This is a genomic window from Ensifer canadensis (genome assembly GCF_017488845.2).
In the GTDB taxonomy this organism is placed as follows: domain Bacteria; phylum Pseudomonadota; class Alphaproteobacteria; order Rhizobiales; family Rhizobiaceae; genus Ensifer; species Ensifer canadensis.
The window spans coordinates 217,846-241,622 of record NZ_CP083370.1; the positions used below are offsets into that span (position 1 = coordinate 217,846).

16 protein-coding genes and 1 tRNA gene are annotated in these 23,777 nt (G+C 62.2%); 10 read left to right on the forward strand and 7 right to left on the reverse strand.

Annotation, left to right across the window (positions count from 1 at the left end; genetic code table 11):
- Window positions 1–53 precede the first annotated feature (53 nt).
- Both J3R84_RS01015 and J3R84_RS01020 read left to right on the forward strand, forming a co-directional pair.
- Window positions 54–509, forward strand: a complete 456-nt coding sequence (locus tag J3R84_RS01015) for an RrF2 family transcriptional regulator (RefSeq protein ID WP_025425861.1) — start codon at window positions 54–56, stop codon at window positions 507–509.
- Between the two features lie 145 nt (window positions 510–654).
- Window positions 655–1,665 (forward strand): KpsF/GutQ family sugar-phosphate isomerase, encoded by a 1,011-nt coding sequence (locus J3R84_RS01020; RefSeq protein WP_038575867.1) that lies wholly within the window; start codon window positions 655–657, stop codon window positions 1,663–1,665.
- A gap of 31 nt (window positions 1,666–1,696) precedes the next feature.
- On the opposite strand, the gene J3R84_RS01025 is transcribed toward J3R84_RS01020, so the two are convergent.
- Genes J3R84_RS01025 through J3R84_RS01045 form a run of 5 tightly spaced genes read right to left on the reverse strand, consistent with a single transcriptional unit; the run spans window position 1,697 to window position 14,553 of the window.
- Window positions 1,697–3,010, reverse strand: coding sequence for a capsule polysaccharide biogenesis protein (locus J3R84_RS01025; RefSeq protein WP_371412228.1), 1,314 nt, complete (start codon window positions 3,008–3,010; stop codon window positions 1,697–1,699).
- A gap of 28 nt (window positions 3,011–3,038) precedes the next feature.
- Window positions 3,039–4,673, reverse strand: a complete 1,635-nt coding sequence (locus J3R84_RS01030; protein ID WP_038575873.1) for an LTA synthase family protein — start codon at window positions 4,671–4,673, stop codon at window positions 3,039–3,041.
- A 55-nt stretch (window positions 4,674–4,728) separates the two neighbouring features.
- Window positions 4,729–5,547, reverse strand: a complete 819-nt coding sequence (locus tag J3R84_RS01035) for an SDR family oxidoreductase (protein WP_203527362.1) — start codon at window positions 5,545–5,547, stop codon at window positions 4,729–4,731.
- 52 nt (window positions 5,548–5,599) lie between these two features.
- Window positions 5,600–7,015, reverse strand: a complete 1,416-nt coding sequence (locus J3R84_RS01040) for an aminotransferase class I/II-fold pyridoxal phosphate-dependent enzyme (RefSeq protein ID WP_057204242.1) — start codon at window positions 7,013–7,015, stop codon at window positions 5,600–5,602.
- On the reverse strand, window positions 7,012–14,553 hold the full coding sequence (locus J3R84_RS01045) for a type I polyketide synthase (protein WP_203527364.1): 7,542 nt from the start codon (window positions 14,551–14,553) through the stop codon (window positions 7,012–7,014). Before J3R84_RS01045 ends, J3R84_RS01040 begins: the two co-directional genes overlap by 4 nt.
- A gap of 405 nt (window positions 14,554–14,958) precedes the next feature.
- Here J3R84_RS01045 and J3R84_RS01050 point away from each other — a divergent pair, with 405 nt between their 5' ends.
- The 3 genes from J3R84_RS01050 to pncB all read left to right on the forward strand — a co-directional run bounded on the left by J3R84_RS01050 (window position 14,959) and on the right by pncB (window position 18,308).
- On the forward strand, window positions 14,959–16,140 hold the full coding sequence (locus tag J3R84_RS01050) for a polysaccharide biosynthesis/export family protein (protein ID WP_025425868.1): 1,182 nt from the start codon (window positions 14,959–14,961) through the stop codon (window positions 16,138–16,140).
- A gap of 182 nt (window positions 16,141–16,322) precedes the next feature.
- Window positions 16,323–16,922, forward strand: a complete 600-nt coding sequence (gene pncA, locus J3R84_RS01055; RefSeq protein WP_025425869.1) for a bifunctional nicotinamidase/pyrazinamidase — start codon at window positions 16,323–16,325, stop codon at window positions 16,920–16,922.
- Window positions 16,923–17,003: 81 nt separating this feature from the next.
- Complete coding sequence (pncB, locus tag J3R84_RS01060; protein WP_025425870.1) at window positions 17,004–18,308, forward strand: nicotinate phosphoribosyltransferase; 1,305 nt, start codon at window positions 17,004–17,006, stop codon at window positions 18,306–18,308.
- 689 nt (window positions 18,309–18,997) lie between these two features.
- On the opposite strand, the gene J3R84_RS01065 is transcribed toward pncB, so the two are convergent.
- Both J3R84_RS01065 and J3R84_RS01070 read right to left on the reverse strand, forming a co-directional pair.
- On the reverse strand, window positions 18,998–19,207 hold the full coding sequence (locus J3R84_RS01065; RefSeq protein WP_025425871.1) for a cold-shock protein: 210 nt from the start codon (window positions 19,205–19,207) through the stop codon (window positions 18,998–19,000).
- A 282-nt stretch (window positions 19,208–19,489) separates the two neighbouring features.
- Window positions 19,490–19,564 (reverse strand) — tRNA-Thr (locus J3R84_RS01070).
- Window positions 19,565–19,722: 158 nt separating this feature from the next.
- Between J3R84_RS01070 and J3R84_RS38995 the strand changes: the two genes are divergently transcribed.
- The 5 genes from J3R84_RS38995 to J3R84_RS01095 all read left to right on the forward strand — a co-directional run bounded on the left by J3R84_RS38995 (window position 19,723) and on the right by J3R84_RS01095 (window position 23,777).
- Window positions 19,723–19,962, forward strand: a complete 240-nt coding sequence (locus J3R84_RS38995) for a hypothetical protein (protein WP_025425872.1) — start codon at window positions 19,723–19,725, stop codon at window positions 19,960–19,962.
- 160 nt (window positions 19,963–20,122) lie between these two features.
- Window positions 20,123–21,415, forward strand: a complete 1,293-nt coding sequence (murA, locus tag J3R84_RS01080) for a UDP-N-acetylglucosamine 1-carboxyvinyltransferase (protein ID WP_025425873.1) — start codon at window positions 20,123–20,125, stop codon at window positions 21,413–21,415.
- A gap of 106 nt (window positions 21,416–21,521) precedes the next feature.
- On the forward strand, window positions 21,522–21,962 hold the full coding sequence (locus J3R84_RS01085) for a DUF2948 family protein (protein ID WP_025425874.1): 441 nt from the start codon (window positions 21,522–21,524) through the stop codon (window positions 21,960–21,962).
- A 37-nt stretch (window positions 21,963–21,999) separates the two neighbouring features.
- Entirely contained in the window at window positions 22,000–23,304 is a 1,305-nt protein-coding gene (hisD, locus tag J3R84_RS01090) for a histidinol dehydrogenase (protein ID WP_025425875.1), read from the forward strand.
- Window positions 23,301–23,777 carry a UPF0262 family protein gene (locus J3R84_RS01095; RefSeq protein WP_025425876.1) on the forward strand — a complete coding sequence of 159 codons (477 nt, stop codon included), beginning with the start codon at window positions 23,301–23,303 and terminating at the stop codon, window positions 23,775–23,777. Before hisD ends, J3R84_RS01095 begins: the two co-directional genes overlap by 4 nt.

Below are 23,777 nucleotides of genomic sequence, written 5' to 3' on the forward strand. Positions count from 1 at the left end.
GTTTGCGCGGATGATTCCCGTTCTCAAGGGAACCGTAGGGAAAGCTTGCCGGAATGCTGACGAAGAAGGGAAAGTACGGATTGAAGGCTCTTGTCGACCTCGCTCGACTGGAGCCGGGAGAGACGGCTTTCATTACCGAAATCGCCCAGCGCAACAATATCCCGAAAAAATTCCTGGATACGATCCTGCTCGAACTGCGCAACGCCGGCATGCTGCGTTCGAAGAAGGGGCCAGGCGGCGGCTATTCGCTGTCGCGCCCGGCGGCGGAAATCCGCATCGGCCATGTCATCCGGACGCTTGACGGTCCGCTTGCGCCGATCCGCTGCGCCAGCCGCACGGCTTACGAGGTCTGCGAGGACTGCAATGATCCCGAGACCTGTCAGGTCCGTGTGTCGATGACGACCGTGCGCGACGCGGTTGCCGCGATCCTGGACTCCATGACGCTCGAAGAGTTTGCGGCCGACAAGTCGATGCCGCTCGAAGCGCCGGAAGAACAGCGCGTCGGCTGACGAAACCGTCGTCTTTGTGGGATTTCCTGCCGAAACTCGATGGCTTTGGCTTGGTTTGCCAAGAAAAAGCGCCTATCTGCCTGCAATGGGTCTGAGAAACGCCGCTTCTAACCGGCGCAAACGTCTTCGCGGGAATGGAAACATCATGGGTTTGAGACACGCATCAGCGGATGAGCGACGCGGTTCTGCCGCATTGGAGTCGGTCGGCAGGACGCTGACGACGGCGATGGCAGGCATCAAGGCGCTGGCCGATCATCTCGGTGCCGATACGGCGTTTGCGCAAAGCATGGTCGAAGCGATCGAACTCATTGGCGAAAGCCAGGGGCGCGTTGTCGTTTCCGGCGTCGGCAAGAGTGGCCATATCGGCCGCAAGATGGCGGCGACCATGGCATCAACAGGCACGTCCGCCTATTTTGTCCATCCGACCGAGGCGAGCCACGGCGATCTCGGCATGGTCACGTCGCAGGACGTGCTGATCCTGTTGTCCTGGTCGGGCGAAACGGCGGAACTCGCCAACATGCTCACCTATGCCAAGCGCTTCAAGGTGCCGGTCGTTTCGATTTCGTCCAACCGCGACAGCGTTCTCGCTCGCAACTCCGAAGTGCCGATCGTGCTGCCGAAGGTTCAGGAAGCCTGTCCGCATGGGCTGGCGCCGACGACGTCGGCGATGCTGCAGCTTGCGGTCGGCGACGCGCTTGCCATCGCCCTGCTCGAGCGCCGCGGTTTCTCCGCCGAAGATTTCAAGACCTTCCATCCCGGCGGCAAGCTCGGCGCTCAACTGCGTCTCGTGCGCGAACTGGCGCATGCCGGGGAACAGGTGCCGCTCTTGAGCGTCGGTCGCCCGATGAGCGAAGCCGTCATCGAGATGTCTTCCAAGGGCTTTGGTGTCGTCGGCATCGTCGACGAGGATGGCAAGCTGACCGGCGTCATCACCGACGGCGACCTCCGTCGCCACATGTCGGGCGATCTGCTTGCGCAGACCGTCGAGGCGGTCATGTCGCGTAACCCCCGTGTCATCAGGGGAGATGTTCTGGCAAGCGGTGCAATGGAGTTCATGCAGGATCACAAGGTGACCGTGCTGTTTCTCGTCGACGACGACGGGCTTCCCGTCGGCATCCTGCACATTCACGATCTGCTTCGCGCCGGCGTTGCCTGAGTTAAGCCGTCTTGGAATTTTTACGGCCAGCCTATGCCGATCGCGAGGCTGGCCGTTGTCTTTTCTGCGGCTTCCGGCGCGGTGGCGGATCGATGAACGCGCCGGGCTGGTTGACCGTGTTCTCGTGCAGGCGCTCGGCGATTGCCCGGGCGCCTGCGTCGGTTCCTGTTCTTGAATAGAGATTGCCCCGCACCTGGATCGAAGCCGCAAGCAGCCGGAACATGGCGCTGCTCACCTCGGCGTCGGGTGCTGTCGGCCTTTGCCAGAAATCCTCCAGCGGCTGCTGGTCCGTCAAACCGGCAATGTCGAACACAGCCGTGCCCAGCACCCTGACCGGGCGTCCCTGCTTTAGCGCGTGCAGACCGGCGGTCGAGTTGACCGTGACCATGCCGGCGCTGGCCTCTGCCAGCACATCGAGATTGCCGCCATCGAGATAGAACACGCGACCGGTCAGCCCGAGTTCCGCTGCCTTGTCGTCGATGAATTTGCGCCAGGCGATCAGATCGTTGTCGAGCGGATGAACCTTGAAGACCAGTCTGGTTTCCCTAGCCGCATCGGCTGCAAACGAGTGCATGACCTCGTCGATCGCGTCCTTCTGGCTGTGGAACGGCGAGTGGGCGCGCAGCTGGAAATCGGTTTCGAGCTGCAGCGGATAGACGAAAAAGGGCACGCGTTCCGAAAGCAGGATGCGGACCGTTTCCTCGGCCTCGGCACTGCGTCTTTTGCCGGTGAAAAGGCGGCGGATCCAGCCGGCATATTCGGCAAGTGGATGAAAGATCGCGTGACGGCGATAATGCGGAAAGAGGAACCACAGGAAGACGTTGGGCAGGTTGTAGAGAAGGTCGTAGCTGGCATCGGCGAGAAAGGTCTGGCTGTAGTGCTTGCGCCAATCCGGCTCCGGCAGGGTCTTCGCGGCTTCGACGATATGGGCGGCGTCGGCGGGAAAGTGGGAGTTCGACGACATGCCGTCGCGCTCGAGTGTTAGCCAGTCGGGTCGGAGATAGCCCATCTCGACGATGGCGATCGCGACCCCGGTCCGCCGGGCGACCGCAGTGGCAGCCTGATGATAGGGGCGCTCTTCGCCAAGCAGGATCATGTCGGTGACCTGGTGCAGGCCGATGAAGCGTGCCAGATAGTCCGGCCAATCCTCCGCTCTCCCGCGGTAGTTGGATGCGCCTTTGCGACGCCAGATGATCTCGTCGCCGACATTGAGGTTTATCCGCAGGCAGGTGTGGCCGTAGCTCTCAAGCCGATCGGCGATCTTGCGGAAGATCGGCGATGACGGGCCTTGCAGGAACAGGAAGACCCGTCGGCTTGGCCGATCGGCTGACACACGGGTGTTCAACGCTGCGTTTTCCATCGTCTCGCCGCCGCTAACGCAGCGTGTCCTTCTTGAGGTTGGCGTGGTTGAGCAGCGCCTCGATCAGATCCCAGGCAGCGACATCCCGTGGTTCGACCGGTCGATGATGCGTCGATTTCGCCTTGGAAAAAGGCACGATGAGATAATCCGTGCGTGGGTCGGGGAAGGGGTCTGCGAACGATTTCAGCAGCGGCGCATGATCGCCATAAAAGACGAACCAGACAGGCCGGTCGAGCCTGTCGAGCCGATCGGTCAGCTGCTTCAGTGCTGCGTCGGATTGCTCAAGGATCGCCAGATAGATGTCCACCGGGTTGGCAAGATCGCCAACGCGACCCGGTTCCCAAGGTCCGTGGTTTGCCATCGAGGCGACGAAAACGAAACCGCTCTTGTCTTCCGGCAGGTTCTCGCAGGCATCGATGACCCTGGCGGCGAGCTTCTCGTCGGAGACGTAAGGCCCGTCGCGCGCCGGCACGTGGTCGAATCCATCGAGCATCGTCAGCTCGGCAAAGCCGAGCTGCGGCATCGCCTTGTGGCGCAGGAAGAACGTGCGGTCGTAAGGATGCATGAAATGGGTGTGCCAGCCGGCGCGTTTCATCTTTCCCGGCCAGACGACGTCGGAATAGTGGGACGCGCGCAGATAAGGGTAGCTTGCATCCACGTGGATATCGTCGGGCACGAGCCCGCTGATGACGGCAAACTCGGTGCGCAGCGTATAGCCGCCTTCGAAGACGCTGCTGAGGCGTCCCCACTGGGCGGCCTGACGCCGCAACCGGTCGAGTGTCGGCATCTTCAGCGTGTCGACACCGAAATGGCGCATGTCGATGAAGGACTCCGACTGCCAGACGACGATGAGCGGCGAACCGTCGTCACCGATCAGGTCCTGGACGGCCGCCCGAACGATTTGTGAGAGTTCGGCGACGATCTTCTCCCGCTTGACGCCGAGCCAGATGATGAAGCGGAAGATCACCGACCCGAAGGTGCCGAAGCGCACCGTATTCATTTTGACGTCGAGCACTTTGACGAGCCTCTGAACGAGGGCCGCCGTGGGTCGGTTCACCGGGCCGTAGAACAGCAGGAGCCATGGGCCTGCGGCGACTGCCACCATCACCAGGATCCAGAAGGCCTTGCCGCTGTTGGGCAGAACAGACGGTTCGAAATAGAGGTAGAGCCCGGAAACGCCGAAGACATAGAGAAATGCAACGGTCCAGAACACGATGTTCAGCGAACTGGCATAGAAGATCGTCTTGTATTTGAAGACGTCGACGACGAGGGCGATGTCGGAAAAGATCAGCGGCTCGCGGATGAACTTGAACTTGGCCCTAGAAATCCCGGTGAAGATGATGAAGAAGCTCATCGTGCCGGCGGCGGCATAAAGTGGCCGCCAGGAGCCAGCGAAAAAGCCGGCGAACACCAGCGCGATGACCGGCAGGCGGGCAATAACATCGATGATGTCCTGCTTGCGGCCAAAGGGAGACGGGTTTTTCCGGCGTTCCCGTTTCGGCAGAGCGAAGCGGTCGGTGAAGAAGATCACCGCACAGGACAAGATGAAACAACAGATCGTCAGCGTTATCGGATAGTCGTGCAATTGAAAGGGGAGCAACGCCAAGCGGAAACCTTCATGCTTTCTTGCACACCGGCGCCGCCTCATGCAGCACGGCATCCGCCTGACACTTAGATCCTATCGCCGGCGCGCACAAGCGCCGTCACCTGCCGCCCTTTGATACTCCACCGCTACTGCGGGCGATTGCGCGGTCGAACCACCAGTTGAGGAGTGGTCTGACGGTGGGGCCGAACCGACCGAGAAGAAAAAGCGTCATTCCAAAATAGACTTCGAACCGTCCGCGCTCGATGCCGTAGACGATCTTGCGGGCAACTGCTTCCGCCGGCCAGGGGCTGACCGTACCCATGACGGCGGCGGCTTCAGGGGGACGGAAGGCAAGCTCGCGCTGGAACTGCGGCGTCTGGGTGTCCGGCGGGAAGCAGATCGAGACGTCTATCCCATGCGCGCGCGCCTCGGAGCGGAGTGCCTGGGCAAAGCCGTGCAGTGCGAACTTCGAGGCGCAATAGGCCGAATAGCCATAGATGCCGAGAAGGCCGGCACCGGAGGAGATCATCATGATCTTTCCGTGCCCACGCTGCTTCATGCCGGCGTAGACGGCGCGAACCGCATGGACGGTACCGGAAAAATTCGTTTCCATCTGACGCCGGAAGGCGGCGCTGCCGAGTTCGTCGAACCGGCTCGGCTCGACGACGCCGGCAGAGGTCACCAGGATGTCGCAGGGCCCGAATGCCGCTTCGCAGCGATGGATGGCGGCGATGATTTCCTCTTCCCGCGCGACATCCGCCGTCTCGATCCGGATGTCGCCGGCTGTTGCCGACTTGGAGGAGAGTTCATCCTGGGCACGCTTCAGGATCTCGGCCGAACGGGCGATCAGCGAAAGGCGCGCGCCACGACCCGCATAGATCGATGCGATCGCCAGCCCTATGCCGCTCGAGCCGCCGGTGATGATCACATGGGTCATGCTGGTTTCCGCCTGCGGCATCCGGCCCGTGAAGGGCGCCTGCACGTCATCCTCAGCGCGCCGAGAGCGCCTTCATCATCTGATCGATATCGATGCCGCCGAGGCCGAAGTTGCGTTCGGTCAGGTCCTTCAGGCGTTCCGCCGTCAGGGCCACCGTCTTGCGGATCTGCTCTTCGGTATGGTCGCTGGTGATGAAGAAGCGCAACCGCGCCAGTCCTTCGGGAACGGCGGGGTGGATGATCGGCAGCGCATTGACGCCGGCCGCAAGCAGATCGTTGGACAGCTGAACCGCGCGCAGGGAATCCCCGACCAGCACCGGCACAACCGAAAAGCCGCTGCTGAGGCCGGTGTCCAGACCCGCTTCCTTGGCAAGCTTGAGGAAGAGCGCGCCATTGCGCCGGAGGGCGGCAGTGCGCGACGGCTCGCGCGCAAGCACGTCGAGGCTGGCGGCCGCCGAGGCGGCCAGAACCGGCGCCAGGCCGACGCTGTAGACGAAGCCGCCGGCAGAGGCCTTGAGCACGGCAACAAGCGCCTCGCTGCCGGCAATGTAGCCGCCGCAGCTGGACGTCGTCTTCGAAAGCGTTCCCATCCAGATGTCGATCTCATGCGGATCGACGCCGAAGTGCTCGGCAAGACCACGACCATGCTTGCCGACGACCCCCAAGGAATGGGCCTCGTCGACCATCAGCCAGAAGCCGTATTCGGCCTTGAGCTTCAGGAGGGCCGGCAGGTCGGCGATGTCGCCGTCCATCGAGTAGATGCCCTCGACGATGACAAGGATACGACGATAGTCGCCCGAGACCGTGCGCAGCACGTGTTCCAGGTCGCTCGCGTCATTGTGCTTGAACAGCCGGCGCGTGGCGCCGGAGAGCTTGATGCCCGCAAGCGCGCTATTGTGAATGAACTCGTCGTGGACAACCAGATCCTTCGGGCCCATCAGGCAGCTGATGGCCGCGACATTGGTGAGATAGCCACTGACGAAGCAGACCGCGGCATCGACGCCGTAGAAGCGCGCGATCTTTTCTTCGAGCTCCACATGAACAGGGCGCTCGCCAGCGACAAGCCGGCTGGCAGAAGCCGAGATCCCGAAGGCGTCGACGGTTTCCTTTGCCCTTGCCAGCACTTCCGCGTGCCGGTTGAGGCCGAGATAATCATAGGAGGCGAAGTTGATCAGCTTGCGCCCGTCGATGACGGTGGTGGCGCCGGCTGCGGTCTGATGCGCGCGGTAGAACGGATTGGCGATCCCCAGCTGTTCGCTGGCAAACTTCTGGGTCAGAACCTGCTTGTACTCCGGCAGGTCCTCGAAACGGGCCTGTTGCCGGCGGGCCGGCGGCGGCATCTCCCGCTCCGAACGCGCCATGCGGTTGCGCTCGGAGGATTGATGCGTGTTTCTCATCCGGTCCAGCAGGTTCTCCTTGAGGCTGCTGGTCATCTTGGATGAGCCGGGACCATTTCCGTTCGTGCTCATTGGCTCTGTGCTTTTTCCTTTGCCGTGCCGACATGCCGTTGCGCCAGTTCTGTGACCAACTTGTCGTCCGCACCGTCGCTCTCTTCGCCCTGGTCGCGCTTGCTGACCTTGTCATAGAGCTTGCGGGCGACGTCGCCAACCGTCGTGTTGTCTGCGACACCACTGAGCGGCATGTCGAAACCGGTATTCTGCTGGAAGCTCATGCCGAGTTCCACGGCCATCAGGCTGTCGAGGCCGATTTCCTTCAGGACCTTGCTGCGCGTGACCGTATCCTTCGAGACCCGAAGGATGGCGGCAATTTCGCCTGCGACCAGTTCGAAGAGAATATCCTCGGCTTCCTGCGCCGACTTGCCCTCGATCATCGCGACGAGGTCCATCTTGGTGCCTTCGCCGCCGGACGAATGCTGATCGGCGCTACGCAGGATGACTTCGAAGAGCGCGTTGCGCGCGACCGGCAAGTTGCGGGCGGCCGACCAATCGATCTCCGATATCATCACGACGGCGGCGTCGACTGTGCCGGGATCGCTGGCGAGATGGCTCTCGACCATGTCCAGCGCCGTCTGCGCCTTCAGTGCCGTCTTGCCGATGCGCTTGGCCAGCAGATCGTTGACGTCGGTGTTCTGCACGAGATAGCCCTTGTCGGCGATCGCGCCGAAACCGACCGCCAAACCGGCACGACCTTCCGCGCGCCGGGCGCGGGCAAGACCTTCGAGGTAGCCGTTGGCCGCAACGTAGTTTGCCTGGCCGGGATTGCCCACCAGCGTCGTTGCCGACGAGAACAGGATGAAGTTGTCGAGCGCATCGTTGCGGGTCAGCTGATCGAGAACAGCGGCACCCTTTGCCTTCGTGTCGATAACCGGCCGGTTGCGCTCGCGATTGAGATTGCTGATCAGCGCGTCATCCAGCACCATCGCTGCATGAACGATGGAGCGTAGCGGTGCGATGGCTCGCAATTCGGTGAGCAGGAGATCCGCAGCGGTTGCATCGGTGATATCGCAGGCGTGAACCGTGGCCGAAATGCCGGCCTTGGCCCAAAGCTCGATCATCGCCGTCGTTTCCGCGTCGGCAAGGCCGCGCCGCGAGCAGAGCGCGATCGTCTTGGCGCCCTTTTCCGCAAGCCAGTTGGCGGCGGCCAGGCCGAAGCCACCGATGCCACCGACGACCAGGTGCATGCCTTCGGGGTCGACCTTGACGCCACCGTGCGGCCGGGTCGCGACCTGGTGTTTGCCGGCCACCGGCGGCAGCACGACGATCTTGCCGATGTGACCCGCGTTCTGCATCAGGCGGAACGCATTGCCGATCTCGTCGAAATCGAAAGCACGGTACGGCAGCGGCGTAAGCTTGCCGTCCTCGAACAGGGCGCCGATCTCGGTGAAGATGCGCTTGGTCAGGGCCGGCGCGTTGACCAGCAACTGGTCCGCGTCGATGCCGAAGTAGCTGACATTGCGGCGGAACGGCCTGAGGCCGATCTTGCTGTCTGCGTAGTAGTCACGCTTGCCGAGTTCGAGGAAGCGGCCGAACGGTTTGACCAGTGCCAGGCTCTGCTCCATCGCCTCGGCGAAGAGTGAGTTCAGCACGAGGTCGACGCCCTCTCCATCAGTCACGGCGCGCACGTCGTTGACGAAACCGAGCGAGCGCGAATCGAACACATGATCGGCACCGAGCATCGAAAGGAAGCGGCGCTTCTCGCGGGTGCCGGCCGTGGCGATGACTTTCGCGCCCTTGAGCTTGGCAACCTGCAGCGCTGCGAGGCCGACCCCGCCGGCCGCACCATGGATGAGGATCGTTTCACCGGCCTGGATGCGGCCGAGCTCGACCATGGCGTAGTAGGCCGTGAGGAACGCAACAGGCACGGTGGCCGCGGCAACCGGGCTGACCGATTGCGGCAGCCTGGCGACGCCGGCGCGCGAAACGACGGCATGGGTGGAGAAGGCCGCAGACGCGATCGCCATGACCGCATCGCCGACCGAAAGGTCGTCCACGCCTTGACCGACGGCAACCACGTGACCGGACAGTTCCATGCCGATCGTCGCACCGGCAAAGCCGTCCTCGAGGGCTTCTTCAGGCAGAAGACCCATCGCCCACATCACGTCGCGGAAGTTGAGGCCGGTGGCCGCAACCTTGACGACGACGTCGCCGGGGCCCGCGGACGGCACGTTGCTTTCTTCCCAAACGATGCTGCCGACCTGAGAGGCGACACGCTGGCGGATGGTGGCGGCCTCGAAGGAGGCCGTCGAGCCATGGGCGTTGTCGGTCGGACCGGGAACCGCACGGATTTCCGAAAGCGATCCGTTCGGTCCTTCCAGCAGCCATTCGCGATTGCTGCCGGAAACGGTGAGCAATGGAAGCGATGCGGCAATCTGCTCGTCAGACGTCGAGGCGTCTGCGGCCAGATCCAGAGCATGAACGTCCAGGAACTCATATTCGTTCTGCAGCACCCGGGCGAAAGCCCAAAGGCCGGCATTGGTGCCGGAGCTTGCGGCCGTCGTGCCTGAGACACGGCTGGCGACCGGCGCCCCGCCAGGCGCGACAAGAACGAGCCTCGGACGTGCGTCGCCACTTGGATCGGTATCGCCGACATGCCGCCGCAATACTTCGGCTACGGCGCTAAACGCCAGAACCTGGTTTTGCAGCGAGGCAGAATCGTCCGTCCGGCTCTTCGGCGCAGGCGACGAAAGGAAGACGGCGCGAACGGGGCGATCGCGGAAGGCCTCAAGTGCATCGCGAAGCAAGGCCGCATCCGTCGCCGCATCACCCGTCAGGTCGACGGGGATGGCGCCGGTGGACGACTGCTTTGTCTTGGGCGCGCCGATCTGCAACAGAAGGTAGGAGCCCGCCGCTGAGGCAGCAGCATTCGCACCGGTCTCGACAGCCGCCGGCGCTTCCACGCCGCGTGCTTCAAGAACGATGACATTGCCGGACGCGCATTCACGGTCGGTGACGTCAATCTCGCGAAGATCGAGGTCGGCCAGACATTTCTGCCAGTGAGGAACGGCGGCGAGGTTGCCGATCGGGAACTCGGCCGCCTGGCTGCGGGCAAACCAGCCATCCGACAGTCCAAGCGCAAAATCGTTGAAAAGGGATGGCGCGCCGACGCCAGCGACGAGACCACCCGTCCGGCGCAGCGTCGAGCGGAGTGCCGTGCGTACATCGATGTCGTCTTCGATCAGGCCGTAGAGCCGGTCGGAGGCACTGATGGCGAGATCGAACGGCGCCTGTGTCGCAAGCTCACCCTTCTTGAGAATGCGCACATGGGCATCGTTTTCGAAGGCGAGTTCAAGGCCGCGTTGGGCATTGTCACGCGGCTCGACCACACCGAGGCTCGCGCCGTGTTTGGCTGCAAGCGTCGCGATGCGGCGCGTGAACCCGGCAGACACGCTGCCAAGCTCGAGAACGCGCAGACGTGTTCCCGTCGGCTGCGCCCGTAGCGCGCTTTCGACCGCATCAAGCACGAGCGCCATACGCTGGCGGCTTACTTCAGAATGCACGGCCTGATGATCGAGCGTCGCATCGCTGATGAAGCCGGCATTGGCAACGATTTCGGCATCGCCACCGGCTGGGGCCGCCAGCAGGACGTCGAGGCGTGCGAGCGCTTCCGCATAGGCGTTGTTGATCAGCACCGCCTCGACGGCACGATCAGGACGTTCGCCATAGAGTTCGCGCAGGATTTCTGGAACGCTCGGCAGGCTGAATTCCTGGGCGACGACCCAGACTCCATCCTTGTGCTCGCAGAGGCCGGCATCCTCAAGCACGTAAAGGCAGCTCGCCAGGAAACACTGGAAGGCGAAATCACCGGGCAGGCTATCGCTGCGCACGATCGATCGGCCCTTGCCGAGCTTCAGCGCAATCTCCTGGCAGGCGCGGTAGATCGCCGCGTTGAACAGCAACGTCGTGTTGTCGACGCCGGCATCGGCCGCCGTCTTGACGCCGAGGGTTACCGGCGTGAGGACGTCGGCCTCAACTGTCGGCAGGAACGTTTCGGAAAGGACTGTTTCGTAGTGGAAAGAGAGAGCGTCCAGCGCCTTGTGCTTGCGCAGATAGGTGCGTCGGAAACGGCAATCCTCGAAATGAGCGATCGGGTCGCCCGACTTGTCGAAGAAATGGAACTTGGCCTTGATCGAATTGGCGCTGACACGTTCGATCTCGATCGTGGCGCGCGCGATCGGCTTGCCGGCATTGACGACGCGCACGGAACCGAAGCGCACCGGAATATAGGGTGCGCCGCTCTTGTCGCCGGTGAAGCGGTCAAAAAGCGCGACGAGGCCGTGGAACGTGGCGTCGACCGAGATCGGATTGAGGGCATAGGTGACGAGCGGATGTCCCGGTTTGTCCGGGCTCTTCAGCTCGACGTCGACGATCCGGTCGTTATAGGCAACCGCCTTTGCCAGCAGCTGGAAACGCGGACCGTAGTCGAGGCCGAATTGCCGTGCGGTATCATAAGCCTTGGCCGGAGCGACGGTTGCCGTCTTCTGCATGCCGGCAAAGGAAGGCAACGCGCGTTCTTCACTCGGCAACGGCTTGCGGGACCGGGCGACCGCATGAACGGCCCAGTCGTCTTCGGACAGGCGCTCGCGCGAGCGGATCTCGATATCGCCGGTTTCCGGCGACAGGATGGTCGACAGTTCCATGATGCGGCTGTCGCTGAGCTCCAGCGGCCGGACGATTTCCAGATTGGTGATCTCGACTTCGTCTGTCCCGTAAAACTGCTGTGCCGCTGCGACGGCAATCTCGATGAAGCCGCTGCCCGGCAGGATAGCCTTGCCATCGACAACGTGCTCGGCCAGATCCGGGAAGAGGGGCGCATCGATGTGGTTCTTCCAGCTGCCGCTGTTCGGGTCGCTGCGCCATCCGATCAGGCGATAGGGTTTGGCGGTGCGGCCAAAGAGATCCGTGGCGTCGGTCGTGGCCGCCGGTCGCAATTCGACCGGCTCGAACGGCAGGCTCGGCAGCGAAATCGCCGCATTGCGCTTGCCGAATACGCGCGCGGTGTCGACGATTGCGCCGTGGGCGACAGCACGCGCCATAGCGGCCGAGATCGGATCCTGACCGGTCTCTCCGACATCTCGAAGCAGCGTCGGCACGACCATGCCTGGTGCCGCCGCCTGCTTGATCGTCTCCTTGACGTAAGAGGACAGGATCGGGCGCGGAGAAATCTCGATGAAGAGCCGGCAGCCGAGCTCGATCGCCGCCTCTGCCGCCGCCTGGAAGCGAACCGGCTCACGAACATTCTTCCACCAGTAGTCGGGGTCGAGTTGCGTGCCATCAAGGGCAGCACCCGTAACCGTCGATAGGTAGGTAACGTCCGCACGACGGGGCGCGATATCGGGAATATCCGACAGGAATGCGTCCTTGGCCCGGTCGATGATCGGGTGGTGGAAGGGATAGTTGATGTCGAGGATCTGAGCAGGGATCTTCGCCTTGCGTGCCGCGTCGCGGAAGGCGGAAATCTCATGGGCCGGGCCCGAGATCGTCACCGAATTGTGGGCGTTGACGGCAGCGACGCAAAGCTCATCGAGGCCGTGCGCCTCGGCGAAGGCGCGCGCGGCGTCTTCGCCCAGCATCACGGCGGCCATCGTGCCGTGGCCCGCGAGCAGATCCTGGTGCAGCGACCGCTTTGCAACGATCGAGACGGCGTCGACCATCGACAGCGCGCCGGCTGCATAAGCAGCGGCGATCTCGCCGACCGAATGACCGAACACGGCGACTGGCTTGACGCCCATGGCGACAAGCGAATCGGAAAGAGCTGCCTGGACGGCAAAAAGCAACGGCTGGGCGATCTTCGTGTCGGACAGCTTCTTGTCGAGGTCAGGATCGGTCAGAAGCTCGATGAGCGAGATGTCCGAATGGAACTTGAAGAGCGCGCTGACAGATGTGAAACACTGGCGGAAATGCAGGTTCTCACGGAACGCTTCGACGCCCATGCCGGCCCATTGCGAACCGTTGCCCGAAAAGACGAAGGCGACCTTGGCATCTCTGGTGACGGCTTCGCCGACTTCGCCGATATCGGAGCCCGGCTTTTCCACATGGCTTGCGATCGCACGGACGATATCTTCGGGATGATCGCTGCGGGCCGCGAACCGATAGCGCATATGGGTGCGGTTGGCGCCCGACGCTGCGACCATCGAGCGGATTTCGCCCTTGGAAGCGTTGGCAAAACGCGTCTTGTAGTCCTTCAGCAGTGCTTCGAGGCTCGACGCGGTATGGGCGCTTGCAAGGAAGACGTGACCGGACGACGGCGGATTGTTGATCTTGTCTTCGGAAACGGGCTCCGGATCGCTGATGACCACGTGGGCATTGGCGCCGCCGAAGCCGAAGGAGTTGATGCCGGCAAGCCGCGCACGCTTGCCGCGCAGCAGTTCGATCGGGCTTGCCGTGACGCGCACGTTCAGGCCATCGAAATCGATATGTTCGTTCGGCGTGTCGAAGTGCAGCGACGCCGGCAGGTAGTTGTTTTCGAGCGCCAGGATCGCCTTCATCATGCCGAAAAGGCCGGAGGCAGGCTCCGTGTGGCCGATGTTCGACTTGATCGAGCCGATCGGAACCGGTGCCCGGCGATTGGCGCCGATGACCGTGCCGATGGACCAGACTTCCGCTGGGTCGCCGACCTTGGTGCCGGTGCCGTGGCCCTCGACGAAAGCCACCTGATTGGCATCGATGCCGTTGCCTTCGTAGATCGCCCGCAGCAGATTTGCCTGGGCTTCGCGCGAGGGCAGGGAGATGCCGTTCGTGCGGCCGGCCGAATTGACGCCAGTCGCAACGATCCGGGCATAGCTCCGGTCTTTTTCGCGGCGCGCCCGGTCCGAGCGGCGCAGCACGAACACGACGCCACCTTCGGCGCGCACATAGCCCGCGCCATCGTTGTCATAGGCGCGGCAGAGCCCTTCAGGCGACAGCATGCGCGCCTGCGCAAAGCCGACGAACGGCAGCGGATGGGCGAGAATATTGACGCCGCCGACGATCGCCGTGTCGATTTCGCCGGCGTTCAGTGCGCGCATCGCCTGATCGAGCGCGACGAGCGAGGACGAACAAGCCGTATCGACCGTCATGCTCGGACCGCTCAGCCCGAAGATGTGCGAAATGCGGTTGGAGACGATCGACAGGGTGTTGCCGGTCATGAAATACGGGCCGGCCGCCGCCGGGTCCTCAACCGTCAGGTTGGCGTGGTCGAGGCTCGATGCGCCGATGTAGACGCCGACATTCTCGCCGTGCAGCGACGTCGTCGAGATATTGGCGTCCTCGAGCGCGCGCCAGGCGAGCTGCAAGAGCACGCGCTGCTGCGGATCCATATACATGGCTTCGCGCTGCGACATGCCGAAGACGGCCGGGTCGAAGTCATAGAGCTGATCCAGCACGCCCGCGGCGAAGGAATAGGTCTTGCCCTGCGTGCCCATGACCGGGTGCCAGAAACGCGCAACGTCCCAGCGATCGGACGGGATGCTGGTGACTGTGCACTTGCCCTGACGAAGAAGTTTGAACAACGCCGAAGGCGATTCTGCTCCAGGGGCGAGGCATGCACGCCCAATAATTTCAACAGCCATATATGATCGAACGCTCTAAACTGACGTTAAAGTTGCATCTGCGATTGCGCTTCCAAGCGGAAAACGCAACTGCCAATCATTCCGCCCCAGGGTTATCCCCACGTATATTCGTTCCGCCTCATTAGTCAGCTTTTAACTTAAAGTACCTAGCTTTCAAGTCCAATGGCCTAACATATACATGCCCAGAACCTTCATCCAAGACAAATCGGGCCGCAAACCCGTCAAGGTGTAGGAGGTATGACCGGAAAGGCGCAGGGCCAATTATTTTGCTCGTCTTCGTCTGCAAGTGACTTGTTGTGAGACGGCTATTGTGCTTTTCAGAGACCGGCGGATTCCCGACCGGGAGATCATGCGGTGCAGAACTATGAACAGAATCATGGCTGTGCCGAATTCGGAGTGTCTTAGTTGAAACGTGTAGCTGCCCTTCTGCTTTCTACCGCGCTTGCGGGATGTCAGGCTGTTCCGGGCGAGGGGCCGCTGGCCGGGGCCATTGTTGCGGATGCCGGCCAATCCGGCGCCGAAATCGGTCGAAAGAACGCCACCGTATTTGATATCGTCGATGTGACCGGTCAGTCCGCACGCCTTGTTTCCGACTACGTGTCGTCGACGCTCAACCGCCGGTTCGGTATCGGCGGCGGTGTGGGCCGGGTCGTCATCGGTGTTGGCGACGCTCTGAAAGTATCGATCTTCGAGGCCGGCAGCGACGGTCTGTTCTCGACGCAGGACTCCAAACAGACAAGCATCGACCTCGTCGTCCAGCCGGACGGCAAGGCAGCCATCCCCTATGTCGGCTCGGTCCGATTTGCCGGCCTGACGCTGGAACAGGCGCGCCAGGAAATCCTGGAAGCGCTGAAGCAGAAGGCGGTCGAGCCTGATGTCATCGTCACGAGCATGAGCACCGCCTCGCGCAACGTCACCGTTTCGGGCGCTGTCGGCAAGTCCGCAGTCGTCCCGCTCAGCCTCGTCGACGAGACGATCAACGAGGTCATCGCCAAGGCGGGCGGCCCCGTGGCGCAGCCCTACGAGACCTATGTCACGCTGGTGCGCGGCAAGAAGACCGGCACGGTTCTCCTGAAGTCGATCATCGAGAACCCGTCTGAAAACATCCATGTGAAGCCGGGAGACCAGATCTTCGTTGCGCGCGATCCGCGCCGCTTCACTATCCTTGGCGCCGTCAAGGCCAACCAGCGCGTCGAGTTCGGCGCCAACGACCTCAACCTGCTGGAAGCCATGGGACTTGCCGGCGGCGGTTCCGACTATGCGCTCGACATGAAGGGCTACTTCATCTTCCGCTACGAAGAGCCGGATGTCGTCATGAGCCTTCTCGGCCAGCAGCGCTTCAACGAGATGTTGCGCAAGGGCATGCAGACGGACAGCCAGGGGCGCTATCCGATCGTCTACCGCTTCGACATGAGCAAGCCGGACAGCCTGATCGTCGGCCAGACCTTCCCGATCAAGAATCGCGACGTGATCTATGCCTCGCGTCATCCGTCGGTGGACTTCTCGAAGTTCCTGAACTTCGTGGCGCAGCCGGTCGGCATTGCCAATTCCGGCTTCTCCATCGCCGACAACCTCAACGGCAACTGATCCAATTCAGGCTGCAGTTCTTGAGAGGGCGCCGACCGTGGTCAGCGCCCTTTTTCTATGTGCGTCAAGGATCGTGCCGTGGGGTGTCGAAGCAGGTTGCCGTCGCTCAAATTCTGTGATTGATCTTGGACTTAAATCGATTTTGGTGATCGATAGGGATTGGTCCGCTCAAGGGGAAAGCGATGGCTGGTGAGGCGTTGATCGTCGTCGACGTGCAAAACGATTTTTGCCCGGGCGGAGCGCTTGCCGTTTCCGGCGGCGATGAGATCGTGCCTGCGGTCAACGATCTGATCGGGAGGTTCGAGCATGTGGTGCTGACGCAGGATTGGCATCCGGTCGGCCATTCGAGCTTCGCATCCGTCCATTCGGGAAAAGCGCCGTTCGAGACGGTAACGATGTCCTATGGCGAGCAAACGCTTTGGCCGGACCATTGTGTTCAGGGCAGTACCGGCGCCGACTTTCACCCATCGCTGAAATGGACACGCGCCGAACTGGTGATCCGCAAGGGCTTTCGCACCGGCATCGACAGCTATTCCGCCTTCTTCGAGAATGATCGCCGGACGCCGACCGGGCTGACTGGCTACCTCAGGGATCGCGGTATCGGCAGCGTTACCTTGTGCGGCCTGGCGACCGATTTCTGCGTCGCCTTTTCCGCGCTCGACGCCGTGGCCCAGGGGTTTTCAACCTCCGTCGTGCTTGATGCCTCCAGGGGTATCGATCTCAACGGTTCGCTCTCCGCCATGATCACGCGCATGCGGCAAGCCGGCGTGCGTATGCTTTAGCCATGCAGCAATTCAAAGTGCTACAGCGACCTTTGCGCGTCTCATAAGACGCGCTGCGCTGTAAGAGGAGCAATTCCTAAGATGACCAAGACCGATATCGCCAGGCGCGTCTACAATCATGCCTGGAAGCTCGACCCGATCGTGCGCAGCCTGCTCGACACGGATTTCTACAAGCTTTTGATGCTGCAGATGATCTGGCAGCTCTATCCGGATGTAGACGCGACCTTCTCGCTGATCAACCGGACCAAGACCGTGCGCCTGGCCGACGAGATCGACGAAAATGAACTGCGCGAGCAACTCGATCATGCGCGCGAGTTGCGGTTCTCCAAGAAGGAGATGATCTGGCTTGCCGGTAACTCGTTCTACGGTCGCAAGCAGATTTTCTCGCCGGAGTTCCTCGCCTGGCTCGCAAAATTCCGCCTGCCGGATTACGAGCTGTCGCGACGCGACGGCCAGTTCGAGCTGACCTTCCGTGGGCGCTGGGCCGAGACCACCATGTGGGAGATCCCGGCGCTGGCGATCATCAACGAGCTGCGCTCGCGCTCGGCCATGAAAGGGCTCGGCCCCTTCACGCTCGATGTGCTCTATGCCCGTGCCAAGGCGAAGATGTGGTCGAAGGTCGAGCGCCTCAGGCAGTATCCCAACCTGCGGATTTCGGATTTCGGCACGCGAAGGCGCCACAGCTTCCTGTGGCAGCGCTGGTGCGTCGAGGCATTGAAGGAAGGCATCGGTGCATCCTTCTCCGGCTCCAGCAACGTGCTTCTGGCGATGGATACGGACCTGGAGGCGCTCGGCACCAACGCGCATGAATTGCCGATGGTGGCAGCTGCACTTGCCCGCACCGATGCCGAACTCGCCGCCGCACCCTATAAGGTGCTGCAGGACTGGAATCAGCTCTACGGCGGCAATCTCTTGATCGTGCTTCCCGATGCCTTCGGCACGGCCGCGTTCCTGCGCGATGCGCCGGCATGGGTGGCGGACTGGACCGGCTTTCGTCCGGACAGCGCCCCGCCGATCGAAGGCGGCGAGAAAATTCTCGCCTGGTGGAAGAAGATGGGGCGCGACCCGCGTGAAAAACTGCTCATCTTCTCCGATGGTCTCGATGTCGAAACGATCATCGAAACCTACAGGCATTTCGAGGGACGCGTACGCATGAGCTTTGGTTGGGGAACGAACCTCACCAATGACTTTGCCGATTGCGCGCCGACGGAGATCAAGGGCCTCAATCCGATATCGATCGTCTGCAAGGTCAGCGACGCTGATGGCCGGCCGGCGGTCAAGCTGTCGGACAACCCCCGCAAGGCGACCGGCGACGCGGCCGAGGTGCAGCGCTATCTGAAGTTCTTCGGGAGCGAGGATTTCGTCGAGCAGGCCGTCAAGGTCTGACGGCGGTCGTTTGGACAAAAAGAAACCGGCGCGAGCCGGTTTCAAAAGGGGATTTAAGCGTTGCGATTGTCCATCATCGCGATGTCAAATCTAGGGACAGAATCTTAAGGTTGCGTTAAGGCGCATCTTTCGATGTCTGCAACTACAAATTAAATCTTCCGCTTGAGCGTTTCGATCGAGCGATCTCCTCAGGTTTCCTGAGCGACCCATCAGAACACGAACATGTAAAGCAGAACGATGACGATCAGGGGTACGCCCATGAGCCAGAGAACGATGCCTTTCATTTCAAGACCTCCACGTCGTTGCCGTTGAATTGGTAACGCAGGCTGGCGGGAAACGTTCCCTGTCTCAAGCAGGTCACGCAAGAGTGCCCAGCGGTTGGCGATAACCGCTGAGAGGCAACTGGACTTTAAATTGCGACGAGCTGATCTTGGAGATCGCGCCCGCATTTTGGGATTGAAGCGTTGCCGCGCGGAATATCAAACAGGGTCGTCTGACGACGCCGTAACATCGAGAAATCGCTTCATAATTCCACCTCGATGCGTCGCCGGTTTGAGGTGGAATTATCCAGTCGCCGGTGACAACAGGGCAATAAAAAAGGCCGGGCGAACCCGACCTTCCCATTCGCTGCACTGCCGCTGCCCGCAAATCTGCGTCCGGCGACGACGCGCGAAAATGACTTGGCCTAATTACTTGGCCTGCAGGTTGTCTGCAGAAGACTTGCCGGTCTTGCGGTCGCGCGTCAGCTCGTAGCTGATCTGCTGACCTTCGTTGAGGCCGGAAAGGCCTGCGCGCTGAACGGCCGAAATGTGAACGAACACGTCCGGGCTGCCGTCGTCAGGCTGGATGAAGCCGAAACCCTTGGTGCTGTTGAACCACTTTACTGTGCCTGTAGCCATGACGATTCCCTTTCAATCGCTCGTAATAGACATTTCCGGAAAAAACCTCCGGATCAGGATAACCGATTTTGAAGAGGGAAGTCCGTCTCTCACGCGCTTAGGGCGCCGACACAAAGTTCGTCAGCAATATCGATTTCCGCCAAATAGGAGCTGAATGTGACGATTGCAAGGCTTTGTTCGCCCATGTCTGGACGGGTTGAGCGGCTATGCACATGTGCGTGTTCATCGCGGTGCAACGGTGGCGAATAGCGCCATGGTTTTGAGGCAAAATAGAAGGAAAACTGGTGCTGCTAGAGAGATTTGAACTCTCGGCCTCTCCCTTACCAAGGGAGTGCTCTACCCCTGAGCTATAGCAGCATCTCGCGGCCGGTTCGTTGACAAGCCGCATCAAGCGAGGCGCCTATTGCCATAGCTGGACGGGGAGCGCAAGCCGCATTTCGAAGTTTTCGCTGTTGTTCCGTGAGAAAATCGGTTTCGGCTTCCGAAGCCCCTGCTTTTGCGCTAAAGCATCGCCCATGCAAACAGACGACAAGAAAAGCGCCAAGGGCGAGGTTTCGCCGCAGGAGCAGCAGGCGACTGCGCCGACGCGCAAGAAGAAAGATACGACCGAGTCGGATCTGAGAAAGGCGCGCCTTGCCAAGACCCTGCGCGACAATCTCCAGCGCCGTAAACAGCAGATGCGCGCGCGCCGTTCCGGCGCCCCCGACGAAGCGATTGGTCTGCCTGCCGCAAAAACGGACGAATCCGAAGATTAGTACGACGAGGGAGGGGCTGCCGTTCGGCATTCCCCCACGCATGCAGGCGTCTGCCTTGCGTTCAAGGCACTTCTAATTTCGCGGCGTCTCCACTAAAGAGGCGCCTTCAGACACACTTCATTTTTTTGGAAAGGCGGGCCAAGCCCGTTCGAGAGGCCTCATGGATCGCATCAGGATTGTAGGCGGGAATGAACTTCACGGGGTCATCCCGATCTCCGGCGCGAAGAATGCGGCCCTGCCGCTGATGATCGCATCGCTTTTGACCGATGACACGCTGACGCTGGAAAACGTTCCGCATCTGGCCGACGTCGAGCAGCTGATCCGCATCCTCGGCAACCATGGCGTCGATATCTCGGTCAACGGCCGGCGCGAGCGCCAGGGCGAAAGCTACGCCCGCACGATCCATTTCACCTGCCGCAACATCGTCGACACCACCGCGCCTTATGAGCTGGTGTCGAAGATGCGCGCAAGCTTCTGGGTCATTGGCCCGCTGCTCGCACGCGAAGGCAAGGCCCGCGTGTCGCTGCCGGGCGGTTGCGCCATCGGCACGCGCCCGGTCGATCTGTTCATCGAGGGTCTTCAGGCGCTGAGCGCCAACATCGAGATCGACAGCGGCTACGTTAACGCGACGGCGCCGGCAGGTGGCCTGATCGGTGCCCGCTACACCTTCCCGAAGGTTTCCGTCGGTGCCACCCACGTGCTGATGATGGCGGCGACGCTCGCCAACGGCACCACCGTGCTCGGCAACGCCGCGCGCGAGCCCGAAGTCGTCGACCTAGCCAATTGCCTGAACGCCATGGGCGCCAAGATCACCGGCCAGGGCACGGCGACGATCACCATCGAGGGCGTGCGCTCGCTGTCCGGCGCGCGTCACCGCGTGCTGCCCGACCGTATCGAGACCGGCACCTACGCCATGGCCGTTGCCATGACCGGCGGCGACGTCATCCTCGAAGACACGGATATGGCGCTGCTTGACACCGCACTCGAGGCGATCCGCCGGGCCGGCGCTGAAATCACGCCGACCAACAGCGGCATCCGCGTCGTGCGCAATGGCGCCGGCATCAAGCCGGTCGATATCGTCACCGATCCGTTCCCCGGATTCCCGACCGACCTGCAGGCGCAGTTCATGGGTCTGATGACCAAGTCGAACGGCGTTTCGCACATCACCGAGACGATCTTCGAAAACCGTTTCATGCACGTGCAGGAACTGGCGCGCCTCGGCGCCAAGATCTCGCTGTCGGGCCAGACGGCCAAGATCGAGGGCGTCAGCCGGCTGAAGGGCGCCCCCGTGATGGCGACCGACCTGCGCGCCTCGGTGTCGCTGGTCATCGCCGGTCTTGCGGCGGAAGGCGAAACCATGGTGTCGCGCGTCTACCATCTCGACCGCGGTTTCGAGCGGCTGGAAGAAAAGCTCACCCGTTGCGGCGCTCACGTCGAGCGTGTCAGCGACTGATTTTAGCCGTCGCGCCTGATGCCGTTGCGGTTTCAGGCGCGACGTCCTATGTCCATTTCAATTGTGGCACGCAAAATGTGCGACGAAAGCGAAAGGAATGGATCGCATGGATGGTCTGAAGCTGCTGGCGCTCGATGAAGAGGACCTGGCCGTCGTCTCCGCCCACGTCCAGGATGCCGTGTTCAAGGTTTCCGGACTGGAATACGACGCACGCCGCAAGCAGTTTTCGCTCATCGTCAACCGGTTCGTCTGGGAGATGGCCGACGGCAAGCGGCGTTCGTTCGAGCGCCGGCGCGCCGTGCTCCTGTTCAAGCGGGTGAGCGCCGTGCGCTCGCTTGGCTTCGACCGCCGCAACGGCGAGGCCGTGCTCGATCTGCTGGCGGTGACGTTCACGGTCGCCGGCGAGGGGCCGGAAGGCGCCGTCGAACTGGTGCTTGCCGGCGAAGCTTCGATCGCCCTTGATGTGGAATGCATCGAGGTGCAGCTTGCGGATACCGGCGGAGCATGGGAAACCGCTTTCAAGCCCCGGCATCCCGAAGGCGTTTGAAACCCGCGACACAGGCATACCACAAGGACATTTTGCGTTGGCAATCAGGCTGAACTATCTCGACGGTAACTTCGAACAGCAGTTCGCGGCATTCCTGACCACCAAGCGCGAAGTTTCCGAGGACGTCAACGCCGCGGTCAAGGCGATCATCGACGATGTTCGCCTGCGCGGCGACGAGGCGGTGGCGGAATATTCCGCCCGCTTCGACGGCATCGACTTTGCAACGACCCCGATGGCCGTCAGCGCCGAGGAAATCGATGCGGCGATCCAGGCCGTTGAGCCGGAAGTGCTGGGCGCGCTCAAGGTTGCCGCCGTCCGCATCGAGGCGCACCACGCCCGCCAGCGGCCGAAGGACGATATCTACGAGGATACGATGGGCGTCGGCCTCGGCTCGCGCTGGACGGCGGTCGACGCCGTCGGGCTTTACGTGCCTGGCGGCACGGCGAGCTACCCAAGCTCGGTGCTGATGAACGCGCTGCCGGCCAAGGTCGCCGGCGTCGAGCGCATCGTCATGGTCGTGCCGGCAAACGGCGGCAAGATCAACCCGGCGGTGCTGGCAGCTGCGCGTCTGGCCGGTGTCGAGGAAATCTACCGTATTGGCGGCGCGCAGGCGATCGCCGCCCTTGCTTATGGCACCGCGACCGTCGCGCCGGTGGCAAAGGTCGTCGGCCCGGGCAATGCCTATGTCGCCGCCGCCAAGCGCCAGGTTTTCGGCACCGTCGGCATCGACATGATTGCTGGCCCGTCCGAGGTGCTCGTCATCGCCGACCGCGAAAACAATCCGGACTGGATCGCCGCCGACCTCCTGGCGCAGGCCGAGCACGATGTCGGCGCCCAGTCGATCCTGATCACGGATGACGCGGCCTTCGGCGAGGCGGTCGAAGCGGCGGTCGAACGTCAGCTGAAAACCCTGCCGCGCGCAGAGACCGCATCGGCGAGCTGGCGCGATTTCGGCGCGATCATCCTGGTGCCGGACCTCGAAAAGGCCATACCGCTTGCAAACCGCATTGCCGCCGAGCATCTGGAGCTGGCGCTTGCCGATCCCGAGCCGATGGTCGCCAAGATCCGCAATGCCGGCGCCATCTTTGTCGGACGCCACACGCCCGAAGTCATCGGTGACTATGTCGGTGGCTCGAACCACGTACTGCCGACGGCGCGCTCGGCGCGGTTCTCCTCCGGTCTCGGCGTTCTCGACTACATGAAGCGCACGTCGATCCTGCGCCTCGACGCGGAGCAGCTTCGCATCCTCGGCCCTGCAGCAATCGCGCTGGCGCGGTCGGAAGGCCTTGAGGCTCATGCGCGCTCCGTCGCCATTCGCCTCAATCTCGGGGATGCGGGATGAAGGCAGACCGCAACCAGCGCCTCTGCGACGTCGTATTGGACGAGACGATCGGCCGTTCGACGCCCGACGTGGAGCATGAGCGCGCGGTTGCGATCTTCGACCTTCTCGAAGAAAACCTGTTCGAACCGGTCGGCCACCCGGGCGGCCCCTACAAGCTCAACCTTTCTCTCATGGACGCCAAGCTGGTCTTTGCGATCTCCACCGAGAAAGGATCTGACGTCGCCACCCATATTCTCTCGCTGACGCCGTTTCGCCGGATCGTGAAGGACTACTTCATGATCTGCGAGAGCTATTACGAAGCGATCCGCTCGGCGACGCCGAGTCAGATCGAAGCGATCGACATGGGTCGCCGCGGCATCCACAACGAGGGCTCGCAGACGCTGATGGACCGCCTGTCGGGCAAGATCCGGCTAGATTTCGACACCGCCCGCCGCCTGTTCACGCTCGTCTGCGTGCTCTACTGGCGCGGATGA

Excerpts from the sequence above, each read along its gene's own strand:
- J3R84_RS01015 (WP_025425861.1), top strand. The coding sequence starts at position 54 with ATGCTGACGAAGAAGGGAAAGTACGGATTGAAGGCTCTTGTCGACCTC.
- J3R84_RS01020 (WP_038575867.1), top strand. The coding sequence starts at position 655 with ATGGGTTTGAGACACGCATCAGCGGATGAGCGACGCGGTTCTGCCGCA.
- J3R84_RS01030 (WP_038575873.1), bottom strand. The coding sequence starts at position 4,673 with ATGAGGCGGCGCCGGTGTGCAAGAAAGCATGAAGGTTTCCGCTTGGCG.
- J3R84_RS01035 (WP_203527362.1), bottom strand. The coding sequence starts at position 5,547 with ATGACCCATGTGATCATCACCGGCGGCTCGAGCGGCATAGGGCTGGCG.
- J3R84_RS01040 (WP_057204242.1), bottom strand. The coding sequence starts at position 7,015 with ATGAGCACGAACGGAAATGGTCCCGGCTCATCCAAGATGACCAGCAGC.
- J3R84_RS01045 (WP_203527364.1), bottom strand. The coding sequence starts at position 14,553 with ATGGCTGTTGAAATTATTGGGCGTGCATGCCTCGCCCCTGGAGCAGAA.
- pncA (WP_025425869.1), top strand. The coding sequence starts at position 16,323 with ATGGCTGGTGAGGCGTTGATCGTCGTCGACGTGCAAAACGATTTTTGC.
- pncB (WP_025425870.1), top strand. The coding sequence starts at position 17,004 with ATGACCAAGACCGATATCGCCAGGCGCGTCTACAATCATGCCTGGAAG.
- J3R84_RS01065 (WP_025425871.1), bottom strand. The coding sequence starts at position 19,207 with ATGGCTACAGGCACAGTAAAGTGGTTCAACAGCACCAAGGGTTTCGGC.
- J3R84_RS38995 (WP_025425872.1), top strand. The coding sequence starts at position 19,723 with ATGCAAACAGACGACAAGAAAAGCGCCAAGGGCGAGGTTTCGCCGCAG.
- murA (WP_025425873.1), top strand. The coding sequence starts at position 20,123 with ATGGATCGCATCAGGATTGTAGGCGGGAATGAACTTCACGGGGTCATC.
- J3R84_RS01085 (WP_025425874.1), top strand. The coding sequence starts at position 21,522 with ATGGATGGTCTGAAGCTGCTGGCGCTCGATGAAGAGGACCTGGCCGTC.
- J3R84_RS01095 (WP_025425876.1), top strand. The coding sequence starts at position 23,301 with ATGAAGGCAGACCGCAACCAGCGCCTCTGCGACGTCGTATTGGACGAG.